This window comes from Wolbachia endosymbiont (group B) of Eupithecia inturbata (assembly GCF_964030915.1).
In the GTDB taxonomy this organism is placed as follows: Bacteria; Pseudomonadota; Alphaproteobacteria; order Rickettsiales; family Anaplasmataceae; genus Wolbachia.
Genome location: NZ_OZ034987.1, coordinates 190,368 through 205,216, shown reverse-complemented (window position 1 = coordinate 205,216; position 14,849 = coordinate 190,368). Strand labels below are relative to the sequence as shown.

Sequence of the window (14,849 nt, the reverse complement as noted above, 5' to 3'; positions counted from 1 at the left end):
TGCTTATTTATCTAATTGAAAATTAATTCTTTATGTAAAAGAAGTTGTTACTATTTTAGAAATAACATCAGTAGAAAAACCTAACTTGAGTAAATTATTTGCAACTTTCATTCCCTCTATTTTATCAATCTTCTCTTTGTAAATTTGCTTTCTTTGTGATAAAAATTCTACCCATGTATCCAGCTCATCTCGTGATTCCTGATTGTCAATTTTTCTATATTCTCTTGCCAAACTTAATAATTCACTTTCTCCTTCGCAATCACTTTCTTTGTACTCCTTTATTAGATCTTCAGCATTCACTGACAATTCTCTTGCTATCTCCCACAACCTTTCACTTAAAATAGTAACACTACCTTGTTCATAGTGATGTATCTGTGAGGGCCCTATATTAAGCTTTTTTGCTAACTCTTCTTGCGTATATCCTCTAATTATTCTCCACTTCTTGATCTCTTGTCCTCCGTTTGGCTCGTATCTCTCTTTATCAGCATATTCTTCAATTGATAAGCCTGTTACTCGATAGATAACCTCAGTATCAAACCCTGCCTTAACTAGATCTTTTGCAATTCTTATTCTTGCTGCTTTTATATTACTTTCTTCCTCAGCTCGGACAGATTTGGTTAATGCATAAATTGCTTTGTGTCCTCCTGTTTTTTCTATGAAATTATACATTTCCTGGGTCTTAGATTTGTCAAAACAACTATCTTCTCTTAGCACCTTTCGTCTAGGAAAGAGATTTCTAATAGGAATTGATAACGCTTCGGCTATAACTTTTAGCTTTTCAGTTGGAATGCCGCATGTTCCTTGCTCGTATCTTAGCAGTGTATGATAATTTATGTTTGCTTTGCCTACTAAATCTTTTAGAGTATATTTTCTCTTTAACCTCCAGCTCCTTACCTTTTGTGCTATCTGATACCTTATCGAGATATTTGCCATAAATATTATATAGGTTAATACTATCAAATAAAGATATACAAAAACTTCTATGTTTGCATTTTAGTTGAATATTTCTTCACAATTGTGTATAATTATTAATGCTTTCTAGGTTAACTTATCATGGCTCTTTCCAAGTTTCTTGATCCGAAATTAGATTTAACATTTAAGAAAATCTTCGGTACTGAAAAAAATAAGAATATCCTTATCCATTTTTTGAATGATATTTTGGGATTTACTGAAATAAATACTATACAAGATGTCGAATTCCTTAGCACCATTATGGATCCTGAAATTGCCTCTGATAAGCAGAGTATTGTTGATGTTCTGTGCAAGGATTCTACTGGAGCAAGGTACGTGATTGAGATGGTGCGACCTGAAAGTCTTCGGTCATATTGTTTAAAAGGAGAGGAATTCATTCAGAAAGAAACTGAAAGGATTCTAAAACTTATTAAACCAGATGTTTTGCCGTCTGAGTCTACGCATCAGTGCGAATCGGGCAACCGGTTGGTGCCAAGCGATGCGGACAATGAACCTCCTCTTGAAAAAGAAGATGCTCAATCGTGAGAGGGGCATAAACTGCAAGCATCATGTGGTTGGAGGGCTAGGCTAGTGGTATGGTGAACGTAAGTGAAGCTTTATAAGTACCGATACGATGAAAGAGCTAAAGATGCTGATAAGCTCTGACCAAAAGGTAATGTGGATAAGTTACATTTTTCATTTCTAGATGTACGCAAATAATAACTCCACCGGTATAGAGAAGCCACCTAACCCACTGTTGTATGACTGGAGAAACAGGGTAAGCCTGTATTTTCGCCTACATGGCAAGCAAACCGCAAGGAATGCTGATGGAAGTGCAGGTAAAGGAGAATGGAGAAAGCGAATGCCATTTTGTAACGAAATGGATAGAATTTGTAACATTAATTCGCGTGAAAACGAGCAGACTTCCATTTGGTCCCTCGTGACAAGAAACTTTGTTAACCACTTAAGGTAGGAAAGCAGATGATTACAAGTAAACCCGTAAGTGCATCTACCGAAAGCTTTGAAGCATGGAAGCAATTGCCATGGAAGAAATGCCAGAAAGTTATTGTGAGGCTACAAAGACGTATTGTTAAGGCTGTCCAAGAAGGAAGATGGGGTAAGGTAAAAGCTTTACAACATCTTCTCACACGCTCTTTTAGCGGAAAAGCTTTGGCTGTTAAGAGAGTAACTGAAAACCAAGGAAAAACCACAGCAGGTGTAGATCGTCAACTATGGTCAACTTGCAATGCTAAATTTCAAGGAATAAAGCAGTTAAAGCAAAGAGGATATAAACCTTCTCCGCTAAAACGGATTTATATCAGTAAATCTAATGGCAAAAGAAGACCTCTTGGAATACCCACGATAAAAGATAGAGCCATGCAAGCATTATATCTGTTTGCTCTGGAACCGATAGCTGAAACGATCAGTGATCGTCACTCCTATGGCTTTAGACCTAAAAGATCCTGTGCAGATGCTACAGTAGCTTGTCATTTGTTACTGGCAAGTCGTAATCAACTACAATGGATACTTGAAGGTGATATCAAAGGATGCTTTGACAACATTAATCATGAATGGCTTATGAAGCATATTCCTATGGAGAAAAAAATTCTGCATAGTTGGTTAAAAGCTGGCTTCCTAGAATCAAAAACTCTGTATCCCACAACTGCAGGTACCCCGCAAGGTGGTATAATTTCTCCAATACTAGCCAATTTAGCCTTAAACGGACTTGAAAAGTTATTGGAAAGTCGATTTGGTAAACTCGGCAGTAGAAAAAGAAACAAAATCAGAAGTGGAGTGAATGTAATCAGATACGCAGACGACTTTATTATTTCAGGTTTCACACATGAAGTACTGGAAAAGGAAGTTAAGCCTTTAGTATCATCTTTTCTTCATGAGCGAGGTTTAATTCTGTCAGAAGAGAAGACAAAGATTACATCTATCACAACAGGGTTTGACTTTCTTGGTTGTAATGTACGTAGATATAATAAGAAGTTAATTATTAAACCTTCGAAAGAAAGTATTAAAAGACTTCTTAATAAAGCACGTACATTGATAAAAGCAAATATAGCGAACACTCAGGCTATAGTAATTAAGTCACTCAACTCTCTACTGAGAGGATGGGGAAATTACTATCACCATGTGTGTGCTAAAAAAGCGTTTAGAAAGATCGACAATGAAATTTGGCATAGTTTATGGAAATGGGCAAAGAAAAGACATCCTCGTAAAGGATTACGTTGGATAAAGAATCGTTACTTCAAAGTAATGGGTCAACGCCAATGGGTTTTTGCTGCACCCATATGCAAGAACAAACCAAAAGAGATACGGTATTTAAGACTGCTTAAGCTGATTGATATACCTATCAGACGACATGTTAAAATCAGAGCGGATGCAAATCCCCTTGACTTAAAATGGAAAAAGTATTTTGATGAGAGAGTGAAACGAACAAGAATGTTAGCAAGCTCTTTCTCAAGAGAAGGTTCTCTACTGTTGGTGTCACCATTAAGAATGATGTTTCCTGAGGAATCATGAAGGACAAGCCGGTTCTAGAAAAGAAGAACTTAGATAAGGGGCTCAAGCGTAGTGTGGGGAAACCTGCATGCTGCGTTTCTAAGGGAGGGGGTAGTAGTAATACTGCTTCCTTACCTGACCAACTCGCTCGTGATAAAGGATTTGAAAAACGCGCTCAACTTTATGCTGCTAAGGCTTACTCAAGGCAGGCTGATAAAGGTGGTAAGTACATTGATTTAAAGAAGGTTTTCTTTATTGCTATTTCTAATTGTAATTTATTTCCTGACAAGCTTGATTATATATCTAGCCATACCATAAGAGATGAAAAAACTAATGAGCATGACTTAAAAGATTTTCAATTTATCTTCATTGAGCTGCCAAAGTTTCCTAAGAATAGAGAAGAGCAGCTAGAAAATGTAGTAGATCGTTGGCTGTTTTTCTTTAAATATGCAGAAGAAACAACTGATGAAGATTTGAGAAAAATAGCAGAAAAGTCACCGATAATAAAGTTAGCATATGACGAGTTAGATAAGTTTCATTGGAATGAGAAAGATCTTGTAGCTTATGAAGAAAGGGTAATGGATTTACAGAAAGAAGCTGCTATCTTGGAACAAAAACTCGATGATGCTAAACATGAAGGTAGACAAGAAGGCATCCAAATCGGCCATGAAAAAGGCAGAGTGGAAGGTCGCAAAGAAAGGGATATTGAAGTAGCCAAAAACTCACTCAAGGCCAGTGTCCCTATAGATGTTATAGCTCAAATTACCGGTCTCTCTCATTCTGAAATTTTACAACTCAGGGAAAAAACATAAATACCACAACTTATTCACTTCAACATTTATGAAAATCTTTCCTCAGTTAAACATATCCTATAATTAAGAGTCTAATGAACTGTCTAAAACAGCTATAAAGATTGCACATAGAATTATATAAATTACTATCATAACGTTACCCAAACTTCTATATCAAAGCTATGTGCTATAAGTTCAATATGGAAAACACATTAACCACTTAGCATTTAATGTCTACTTCATCCATTTTAGTATTAGGACCATCAAACTTGGTCTGGTATCCCTAATTATTTTGGCTACCTTCACTTTAAATTTTCCACTACTTGGCATTTTATAGCTGCACCTCTTATATTATAACCTACCTATTGATATTACCTCCAAGCTTGGTTACTCCTATCTCAGAAAGACAAGTTGATACTTCTGAATGGCTGTGAACTGAAGCATTACTTAAATAACTTTGAGGCTCTAAACTTATCTGCTGTTTTTTTGTACCATCAACTTCTAATCTACCATCTCTGTTGTGTAATATCTGCTCTATTGATTGATTTAGCAGACCCTTATTAAATTGAGCTATAAACTTTTCAAATTTCTTCGGACTTAATTTACCAGCTTCTTTACCAGAACATGCTTTCTCTACATATGAGTTGAAAATCCCCGAAATCTCATCAAATTTACCACTCATGATTTTTCCTGTAACTTCTTTCTGTATTTCCACAAAATCAATATTTAATCGATGCATTGACACACCACTTTTTAATCCAGCTTGCTCTACTACTTTCTCAAATCCCTTTGTAATATTGAGTGTATATTCCTGTGCCTCTAGTGGAGATATAGACTGATCTATTGTAGAAATATACTTTTGACCTGTAACCCTTCTAATCAATAAGTCAAATAAAGTTATTGTACCATTAAAGTCAACCTGTGATAGATAGTGATCTCCCATTTCTAATATTGTATTTCTATCCTTAGGCTTAAATTTAACAGGTGCTTGCCTTTCACACATTCGTTTTAGATTTGCATTTACATAATCAACGTTGTCTCGAAAGAAACCTCCATTTTCTTGTCTTTTATCTGTATCATCAGATGGTAATGTGGTACCTGTGAGACTACTATTAACCCCAGTTGCGGATTAGAAATCAGTGAAAAAGCCAGGAAAATAGGGTAACCTCGGAAAATTATTTACAAAATAGAGAGGTTACCAATGAATGAAAATATAACAGAATTATTTTGCCTGATCGACGATTTTTGCAATTCAGTTGACAAGAATTTTGCAGAAAAACTTCTACCAAGTAGCAAAAAACCAACCAGGACGCCAGAGATTACGCATTCAGAGATTCTTACCATAATATTGCTATATCACCAATCCAAGTGCGACAATTTTAAAATTTTCTATGTGCATTATTTGAAATTATTATACGAATCAGCGTTTCCAAAATTGCCATCCTATAGTAGGTTTATTAGGCTAAAATCTAGGGTTTTATGGTATTTAGTGCTCTTAATGCAATGGTTTTGCGAACAGTCAAAAGTGACAGGGATTTCGTACATAGATGCAACATCTATCGCTGTTTGCCATCCAAAAAGGACCTCGAGAAATAAAGTTTTCAAAGGGTTGGCAAAGATTGGAAAGACTACCTATGGGTGGTTTTTCGGTTTTAAACTACATCTAGTAATCAACGAAGCTGGCGAAATTCAAGGGGTTACGGTGACAAAAGGCAACATTGATGATAGAAAACCTGTGCCAAATTTAACTCAGAAATTGACTGGATTATTGTTTGGAGATAAAGGATATATCAAAAAAGATCTTTTTCACGAATTATTCGATAGAGGGTTAAAGCTTGTAACCAGTATAAAAAAGGGTATGAAAAACTCATTAATGGCGCTAAATGAGAAGATTTTGTTAAGAAAAAGATCGATTATTGAGACAGTTTTTGGCTCTCTGAAAAACAACTTTGAGATTGAGCATACAAGACATAGATCACCGATAAATTTTTTGGTACACATTTTTTCTACGCTTGTTTCATATTCCATGCAGCCGAAAAAGCCCTGCATTTCTAAGCTTTACTTCGTTGGCTAATCCGCAACTGAGGTTATTACTTATCGACGCTTTGGCAAATTGCCCATCAAATTGTGATACTGAACTTGCAGTCCCCTCAGATTGAGAACTCAATAATCTACCTACAGAGCTTTTCACCAAAGAAATACAATAATTTATCCATGAAAATGGTCTTATACCACTGCTTGCTGCTATTTCAGGTTGATTACTTGAATTTATAGCAAGAGGTTTACGTGATAAGTGATGACGACTATGATCTCCATGATGATGACGGCGTTTGCGTCCTCCTCTTCCTTCACTGAGCTTTTCTTCTAAATATTCCACAATCTTATTGTGCCCCTTGTCTTTCGCAATATCTAGCGGTGTTTTACCGTAATTACCTTTAGCACCAAGATTAGCATGAGCATCGACAAGAACTTTTACTATATCAGGACTGTTGGTATCAGCACCATAATGTAAAGGTGTCCAATTGTCTTTGTCTTCAGCGTTAACATTTGCACCACGATTAAGAAGTAATTTGACTACATCTATCCTGTAGTTTTCAACCGCTCCATGCAATGGAGTTGCTTGATATTCTCCGTTTTTAGCTTCAATATTAGCACCGTTATCAAGAAGGAGTTTAACTAGGTTTAAATCACCGATTTCAGCAGCTGAATACAGTAGTGTATTACCGTTCTTGTCATTGGTATCAATGTTAGCACCCTGAGCAATAAGACCTTTAGCTTCATTAAAACCACCGCTTTCCACAATAGTCAACAATTTTCTATCTAATTGTACTTGCTTCAAAATTCCTGCTATATCTAGGTAACCTTTTCGAGTAGCCAAATCTAAAGATGTTTGGTTATAAATATCTCTAACTTCAATGTCAGCACCTCTGCCAAGAAGGAGTTCGACTGTATTTAATTTGTTTCCTTGTATAGCTACATGCAATGGTGTCCAACCATTATTGGTTATATTATTAATACCGCTAATATCCTTGTCTAAAAGAAACTTAACTATTTCAAGATTACTACTGTACTGGGCAGCTACATGTAATGGTGTATTACCATACACATCTTTAGCATTAATATTAGCATTGTTATTGAAGAGAAACTCAACTACACTAAGTTTATTACGAGAAGCAGCAAAGTGTAAAGGCGTCCAACCGTACATGTCTTTAGCATTAATATTAGCCTTCTGATTAATAAGATCTTTAACTTCATTAAGACCTGTATCTTGCACTGCAGCTAACAATTTTTTATCTAATTCCGTTTGCTTTAGAAACTCTGCTACACTTGTGTTATTCTCTTGAGCAGCTAAGTCTAAAGGTGTTTTACTATCCTTATCTTTAACACTGATATCAGCTCCTTTGTTCACAAGAAATTTTACCACATCTAAAGCATTGTAATATACAGCATAGTGCAGAGGTGTCCAATCACTACTGTCTTTAGTATTAACGATAGTTTCTTTATCTGAAAGAAATTGAAATATATCATTAAATAGACTCATATTACCATTGTAAACGGCATAGTGCACGGTAGTCCAGCTTGTTGAGAATTTATCTTTATCTGCAACGTCATCTTGATTTCTTTCAGCAGTTTTATCAAGGAAAAGATTAACTATATCCCACTTGCCATTTTTAGCAGCATATTGCAGCGGTGTATAACCGAACTTATCTTTTTCATTTATGAGAGACTTTAATCTTTCTCTTTGGCGAACTGCTTTTACTAGTTCATCAGGTTCTGAATACAAATTATCTTCAAAATTCATACTTTCAATTTTACCTATAAGAAACCTAATAACCCCAGTTGCGGATTAGAAATCAGTGAAAAAGCCAGGAAAATAGGGTAACCTCGGAAAATTATTTACAAAATAGAGAGGTTACCAATGAATGAAAATATAACAGAATTATTTTGCCTGATCGACGATTTTTGCAATTCAGTTGACAAGAATTTTGCAGAAAAACTTCTACCAAGTAGCAAAAAACCAACCAGGACGCCAGAGATTACGCATTCAGAGATTCTTACCATAATATTGCTATATCACCAATCCAAGTGCGACAATTTTAAAATTTTCTATGTGCATTATTTGAAATTATTATACGAATCAGCGTTTCCAAAATTGCCATCCTATAGTAGGTTTATTAGGCTAAAATCTAGGGTTTTATGGTATTTAGTGCTCTTAATGCAATGGTTTTGCGAACAGTCAAAAGTGACAGGGATTTCGTACATAGATGCAACATCTATCGCTGTTTGCCATCCAAAAAGGACCTCGAGAAATAAAGTTTTCAAAGGGTTGGCAAAGATTGGAAAGACTACCTATGGGTGGTTTTTCGGTTTTAAACTACATCTAGTAATCAACGAAGCTGGCGAAATTCAAGGGGTTACGGTGACAAAAGGCAACATTGATGATAGAAAACCTGTGCCAAATTTAACTCAGAAATTGACTGGATTATTGTTTGGAGATAAAGGATATATCAAAAAAGATCTTTTTCACGAATTATTCGATAGAGGGTTAAAGCTTGTAACCAGTATAAAAAAGGGTATGAAAAACTCATTAATGGCGCTAAATGAGAAGATTTTGTTAAGAAAAAGATCGATTATTGAGACAGTTTTTGGCTCTCTGAAAAACAACTTTGAGATTGAGCATACAAGACATAGATCACCGATAAATTTTTTGGTACACATTTTTTCTACGCTTGTTTCATATTCCATGCAGCCGAAAAAGCCCTGCATTTCTAAGCTTTACTTCGTTGGCTAATCCGCAACTGAGGTTAATAGAACGCAATTTGCCTTCTTGAGCAGCAACATGAAAAAGTGTTTGGCCATCGTTATTTTTAGCTTCAATGTTAGCTTCGCACCCAGCCTTCTTTTGGCAAATCTCTGAAGCTTTATTAATCAGACCTTGTATTTCTGCTATATCAGACAAACTAAACCTGTCTAATCTCCGGATTATTATTGGTTCTAACCCTAAATCGAATTCCAATGTAGAAATCCTATAAGACTCAGAATTATTCCAATTTTTTACATTGATTACATGGTTAGATACTTCGTCGGAAAACACCAAATCTGTATTACTACTGGAAACCCTAATCTGATCTGGAGTAATATCTTTTAATATCACTACTCCTATGCGTTCTTCATCTTCCCCCACCGAAGTTAAAGTGCCATCTTGATTATGTGTGATACTGATAGACTTAGTGAAATCTATAACATATTCTTTTATAATTTTTTCATAATCATTCTTAAGTTTATCTTGATAGTCCATTATTCCATCAACCTCTTGCTGTAAACCTAAATATGAAAAAAAATTACCATTGTTCCACAGAAGAAAATTAACATCTCTCCATTTACTTTGGTCATTATAAAAATCTTCTACTCTAATAATAAAAGGAATCTCACCTTCTCTTGTTAATAAGAGATCATCTTCATCTTTATATTTCTCGATATCTTCAAGATTAGAATCAATCACTACATGATCACCTTCAAAATCCTTAGGCAACAAAAACATATTCTGAGTCTGTGTGGCATGGAAAAAGGGAGATAATTTGCCACTTTCTACGGAAGAGCCAGCACATGACATTGATTGTACATAAGGAATAAAGGTTTCTCCTTTACTGTTCATAACCATAAGGTGCCTATAGCTGTTACCCTTAAGATAATTTCTTACTTGAACATGAGTATTACTATAGTTTAAATGCAAGTTACACTGTTGAATTGAAAACTCCTCAGGAACTTCTGGCATAACCAACATATCTAATTTTTTATCATCTGAGTTATTATCAATAATAATCTCTCTTTTCTCTGTGTTGCTATCAATAACATACATATCACTTCCATTTCCACCTCTAGCAAACATACTCCTTTGGTCAAAATTTATTATATCTTCTCCTGAAGAACCAAATACCATATGTTGGAATGCGCTATTGCTTTGTAGTTTTGCTCTAACAACACCAAAGACTTTATAGTCCTTATTATTAATGAGTATTTCCTTGTAATGATTTTCTGCAGCATCAAAGCTATCAAGAGAATGTTCTGTATGTAACTCGAACGAGTTAATTTTTGTAATGGATGATTCTAGTTTCTCAATTTTAGGAATAATATTACTACCATTTTTATCTATCAGCATAAAATTAGGTTGATTACTGCCTTGCTTAATATAATTTTTAATATCAAGGGTATATTGATTACCTTGACCCAGCCCTATTTTTAAAGATAAAGTATTATTAGTCGAGAAATAAGATATTTCATCACAATCATCTAGCAGATTAGTTTCCGGAAAGATTACAGTTCCCGTTCCTTTTACATCAATTTCTGAATATAAATCTTTAGCCTCGTAATCTGTGGTTTTTATATAAAAGGTATAATCATTTTCTGCACCTGTAACTTTAGTGTATGGCGCAATAGCTACTTTTTTACAATTATCAACTGTATCCTTCTCATTTTTGCTCAAACCTCCACCACTATTTATAAAGACGTCACGATTATCGTTTCTAGTAAGGCGCCTAGAATTATATGTACATAAAACATTATCTGTCTTATTTTGCCTTCCAATATAGCTATACCTGAAAGCATCGACATTGCTATCAACATAATCATTGATCAATCGATGAAGATTTGTTGTTAACCTTAAAAGACCGGGAGCGTTAGGTCTAAAACGATAGTCAATTTTTGCTTGTACAAAGTCGTATTCTGTTGATTGACTTAGGTCAAGTATATTAGTAGCATTACTTCCACCAATAATTTTACCCGAAAAACCTCCAGGTTTCACAAGAATAAATTTGTTAACAGTATTATTACCACCAGTTATTCCTGTGTTTCCTCTAAAAATCAAGAAGTAGTTATTTAATGTATTACTTCCAACAATGGTACCTTCATCTATGCTTTCTAAATTATAAAGAATTATTGTACCATTTTGCATTCTTCTTCTATCAGCAATAACCATTGTATTTTCACAGTGATGCACAGCTGTTGGAACTGATTTTTTAATACCTTTTTCATAAATTTCGCTAGTGACTTGTGGTAAGCAAATCATCGTAGCATTTTGAATTGGGTCAGGTATAACACGTGAAAGGTTTGTTGTATCAGCATCTGTTCTATTCATTAGAATCTTTCCATACCCTGCATGAAGAGATGGCGTGTCGCTATCCACCCCAAAACCAACTCCATAGGCAACTACATCATTAGGGCTATCACTTAAAGCTTTCCAGGCTCTTTTAGCTTGACTATTAACCATATTATTTCTGGCTGCAAGGTGTTCCAGATCATATGGCATAGATGAAAGTAAAAGCGTATGCAAAAAGATATCGAAATTCTCACCATGAGTTGTATCATACTTCTTTTCATACTCTATAATATTGCTAATACCACTATAAACTCCATGAGTTACCATGAGTCCAAATCCAACTCCAATACCAACTCCAGGCAGGCTAGCTGCTGTAAGAGCAATACCAGAAACAAATGACACACCAGAAAAGGCTATAGAAGCTATATTATCCCTTATCTCCTTTTCTCCACATGGATTACTACTACCTTCTCTATTTTTACAGTCTACAAGATTGTTTGCTGATATGCCTATATCAATAATATCAAATACACCAGCTGCAGCCCCTGCCACACCTTTTGCTACTGTACTTCCAAATTTTACTCCTGCAACTTGAACAGCAAATTTTGTCTGCCTACCTAAAGTACCTGGTATAATTCTTCCTACAACCCTTCCAGCTGATGTTACAACTTTTGGAGCAGTTTTAACCATCACATTCTCAATTGGTTGAGATACAAAAGACCATCCTATTCCGCCTAAATTTAATCCACAATCTGTTGCTGTTCCATCCTTGCAAGATACAATAGCACCATGAATTCCTCTTATTAATTGTATTCCACCTGCAGCATTCATTAACCTGCTTTTTAATTTCGGGTTTTTTGTTAAATCACTGTTTTGCTGTAAAACGTCACCATATAAATCCTTGATACGCTCATTCTGAATATAGCGCTCATATCCTTGGTCTCCAATCACCTTATCAACTAAATATTTATAGTCACCCTCAATATTTTTGTTTCCAATAAACTCTATTAACTGAGCATTTTTCCCTTCATCTTGACTGTTTTTAACATAAGTTAGAAATTTTTCACTATCAATTATAATTTTGTCTACATTATTTTCATCTATATTTCCTTTACTGAATTTTTCTACATCACCCTTTGAAAACAAGCAGTTATTAATGCTTCTTCTACTTCTACCACCTTGCCCCACGCAAGTACTTGGATCAAATTTTTTTCTAGCTTGTTGCTGACTAAAACTAAAGATAGAGCTATGCACTACTTTAACAGAAGCAAACTCATCTTTGCTCATTAAGATAAGAGAATCTGCATTATTCGCACCTTTATCAAACACAACACCCATAAAGGCCACTTCCTTTCCATCTGTAAGTGTTTTATAAGTTACACCTTTCGTATACTCATCACTTATTTGTTTATTTGCCTCATCTTTTAATGCATTAGCTGTCTTACCTTCTCTGGGTCCTTTAAGTTCTAATCCTACTGGATCGTATTCTTTCGCGTTTCCATCCTTATCTGTACTGATGCCATGAACAACCATATCAATACGTTTTCCTCTGCCAGTTTGAAACTCCGTTAATATCAATGCTTTAGGAGATTCTTTTAATTTTAAATCACTATAATAACTAAACGCCCCATGTAACACTCCTTGAAAATGCGCCTCTTCACCAATAAAATCCTTAAAAGAAAACATCCCTTCTCCAACTTTCTTTGTTAGTGAATCATATTTATCTACTGATAGAACCTTACCTGCTGCAGGAGTAATTTGAGACTTGAACGCTTCATCAAATGCTTCTCTCAATCCATTAAGATAGGGAACTTCTTTTAATTTTCCTTTGAAAAAATCTTTTCCTTTTTTATATTCACTCAAGGAGTCATACCTATTAACTTCCTCTATGTTAAAAAAATCTGACTTCTTTTGCTCACTTAAACTTATATACACCTCTGTGATTTTGCTTTGTTCTGTTAAGCGATCAGGCATAAGTATCTTTTTACTGCTACGATCCCCTCTTCCTCCTTCTCTAATATGAAAAATAAATACCTCTTCATTACGACCTCCTCTAACCAACGTAAAAGTTGTTACAGGCTTTCCGGATTTTGTGGTAGAATCGAGTGAGTATTCATCGTATAAAAATATAAATCTCTTTAGATCTACTCTTTTGAACTCATTAGCAAGAAGAAGTTGCCCTAACATGAATCTACTGAAGTAATTACCTCCTTTCTCTGGCGTACCAGGAAATGTGTGATAAATACGTTCTAGTGGCTGCTTTATTTCCTTTTTAAGATCAGCGATCGCACTTTCTTCACCACTCCAACTTGAAGTTACTTCTAGAAGTTTCTGTATCGTAGGTCGTGCAGGCTTCCTGTCAGCAGGTGGAGATATATGCATTGAAAACTTTTCACCTTCAGCTGAATCCAAATTTAACCCTACACATAACACATTATCTGAAACGGTTAAAACACGCATTGTGTTTGGCTGAAAACCTTTTGCATAATCTTTTGCTTGCTCTAATGCATCATCTGGTGTTGTACGAGTACCTGTTCCTGCTTTTAATTCAATAATAATGGGAACAGCGTTTAATGACCTATCCTTACCACGAGGCACTAGAACAATATCAGCATAACCTCTTCCTGCAAATTGCTCTAAGTAAACCCTGAGATTATGTCTATAGCGAAAATTTACTAAAGCACCTGCTATAAACCCATGATGTGCTGCTTCTCTTGTCCCTTGAGCATAGATAAGTGAATTCCCATATTCAGAGTGAATTCTACTGACTTTTTTAAAAATTTCTTCAACAGATTCCTTTACTTTTCCTGCATTCGAATTAGTCAGCTTTGCTATATCATTTTCTGGATTACTCCATAACCCCTTTTTTATTTCCTTAAACTCATGTGTTGTAGAAGCATCATTGTCCAATTTATTACTTTCTACATTAACAGATATTCCTGCCATTTTCCCTTTGGCATCTTTTTCTTTAGTAATTTCTACCAATCTCACACCTAGCTTACCTTGATCTCTAGCTAGCCTCACAACATCATTCCTGGCAACTTTAGTATTGCCTAATATTTTATCTAGCTCACCGTAGCTAAACTTTTTCTTTGTGCTACCAGATTCTGCAATAACAAAGAGCCTTACTTTATCAGCAACATCTTCTGGGCTTTTGATTTCTCCTTTTTTAATAACAGCTACTTTTAGAGTCTTTGAACTGTCAAAACTAAAATATATTTTCTCAATGTTCAGCTTTGCTGCAATTTCTGTGTCTATCAAAGTAGAAAAACTTCCTAAAAAGAAATGAGGAAAAAATCCTTCTTTACCTACTGAATGTAAATACGATGGAACCTGATCAACATAAGATTGAAACCTTGCTTGGAAAGATTCAAAATCACTCCCTTTTGGGGCTGAAGTACTTGGGCCAGCTTTTACTGACTCTCGAATTAGTAGCTCTATTAATTCAAAATCTTGCACTCCTTGATTATCTACTTCTCCTTGTTTTCTTTTAGGCATATAAC

Annotated in this window: 8 protein-coding genes and 1 pseudogene; 5 read left to right on the top strand and 4 right to left on the bottom strand. The window is 35.2% G+C overall.

Annotation, left to right across the window (positions count from 1 at the left end):
• Positions 1-30 precede the first annotated feature (30 nt).
• Entirely contained in the window at positions 31-933 is a 903-nt protein-coding gene (gene wmk, locus ACQH21_RS00920) for a WO male-killing family protein Wmk (protein WP_425384300.1), read from the bottom strand.
• 120 nt (positions 934-1,053) lie between these two features.
• On the opposite strand from wmk, the pseudogene ACQH21_RS00915 reads away from it, so the two are divergent.
• The 3 genes and pseudogenes from ACQH21_RS00915 to ACQH21_RS00905 form a co-directional block, all read left to right on the top strand.
• Positions 1,054-1,299: pseudogene (locus ACQH21_RS00915) on the top strand (PD-(D/E)XK nuclease family transposase); the annotation flags it as partial.
• Positions 1,300-1,932: 633 nt separating this feature from the next.
• Positions 1,933-3,480, top strand: coding sequence for a group II intron reverse transcriptase/maturase (gene ltrA, locus ACQH21_RS00910; RefSeq protein WP_149168704.1), 1,548 nt, complete (start codon positions 1,933-1,935; stop codon positions 3,478-3,480).
• Positions 3,477-4,271 carry an Rpn family recombination-promoting nuclease/putative transposase gene (locus ACQH21_RS00905; RefSeq protein ID WP_425384299.1) on the top strand — a complete coding sequence of 265 codons (795 nt, stop codon included), beginning with the start codon at positions 3,477-3,479 and terminating at the stop codon, positions 4,269-4,271. Before ltrA ends, ACQH21_RS00905 begins: the two co-directional genes overlap by 4 nt.
• Positions 4,272-4,608: 337 nt before the next feature.
• Here ACQH21_RS00905 and ACQH21_RS00900 read toward each other — a convergent pair whose 3' ends face one another.
• Complete coding sequence (locus ACQH21_RS00900) at positions 4,609-5,253, bottom strand: latrotoxin-related protein (protein ID WP_425384298.1); 645 nt, start codon at positions 5,251-5,253, stop codon at positions 4,609-4,611.
• 198 nt (positions 5,254-5,451) lie between these two features.
• Between ACQH21_RS00900 and ACQH21_RS00895 the strand changes: the two genes are divergently transcribed.
• Positions 5,452-6,324, top strand: a complete 873-nt coding sequence (locus ACQH21_RS00895) for an IS982 family transposase (protein ID WP_425383942.1) — start codon at positions 5,452-5,454, stop codon at positions 6,322-6,324.
• Here the strand turns inward: ACQH21_RS00895 and ACQH21_RS00890 are convergent.
• Entirely contained in the window at positions 6,268-8,052 is a 1,785-nt protein-coding gene (locus ACQH21_RS00890; RefSeq protein WP_425384297.1) for an ankyrin repeat domain-containing protein, read from the bottom strand. The genes ACQH21_RS00895 and ACQH21_RS00890 overlap by 57 nt on opposite strands.
• 117 nt (positions 8,053-8,169) lie before the next feature.
• Between ACQH21_RS00890 and ACQH21_RS00885 the strand changes: the two genes are divergently transcribed.
• The gene (locus tag ACQH21_RS00885) at positions 8,170-9,042 is read left to right on the top strand and encodes an IS982 family transposase (protein ID WP_425383942.1); all 873 of its coding nucleotides are present in this window, start codon (positions 8,170-8,172) and stop codon (positions 9,040-9,042) included.
• On the opposite strand, the gene ACQH21_RS00880 is transcribed toward ACQH21_RS00885, so the two are convergent.
• Positions 8,986-14,844, bottom strand: coding sequence for a hypothetical protein (locus ACQH21_RS00880; RefSeq protein ID WP_425384296.1), 5,859 nt, complete (start codon positions 14,842-14,844; stop codon positions 8,986-8,988). The genes ACQH21_RS00885 and ACQH21_RS00880 overlap by 57 nt on opposite strands.
• Between the last annotated feature and the right edge of the window lie 5 nt (positions 14,845-14,849).

Coding starts and splice junctions, on each gene's coding strand:
- ACQH21_RS00880 (WP_425384296.1), bottom strand. CDS start 14,844: ATGCCTAAAAGAAAACAAGGAGAAGTAGATAATCAAGGAGTGCAAGAT.
- ACQH21_RS00890 (WP_425384297.1), bottom strand. CDS start 8,052: ATGAATTTTGAAGATAATTTGTATTCAGAACCTGATGAACTAGTAAAA.
- ACQH21_RS00885 (WP_425383942.1), top strand. CDS start 8,170: ATGAATGAAAATATAACAGAATTATTTTGCCTGATCGACGATTTTTGC.
- ltrA (WP_149168704.1), top strand. CDS start 1,933: ATGATTACAAGTAAACCCGTAAGTGCATCTACCGAAAGCTTTGAAGCA.
- ACQH21_RS00895 (WP_425383942.1), top strand. CDS start 5,452: ATGAATGAAAATATAACAGAATTATTTTGCCTGATCGACGATTTTTGC.
- ACQH21_RS00905 (WP_425384299.1), top strand. CDS start 3,477: ATGAAGGACAAGCCGGTTCTAGAAAAGAAGAACTTAGATAAGGGGCTC.
- ACQH21_RS00900 (WP_425384298.1), bottom strand. CDS start 5,253: ATGTGTGAAAGGCAAGCACCTGTTAAATTTAAGCCTAAGGATAGAAAT.
- wmk (WP_425384300.1), bottom strand. CDS start 933: ATGGCAAATATCTCGATAAGGTATCAGATAGCACAAAAGGTAAGGAGC.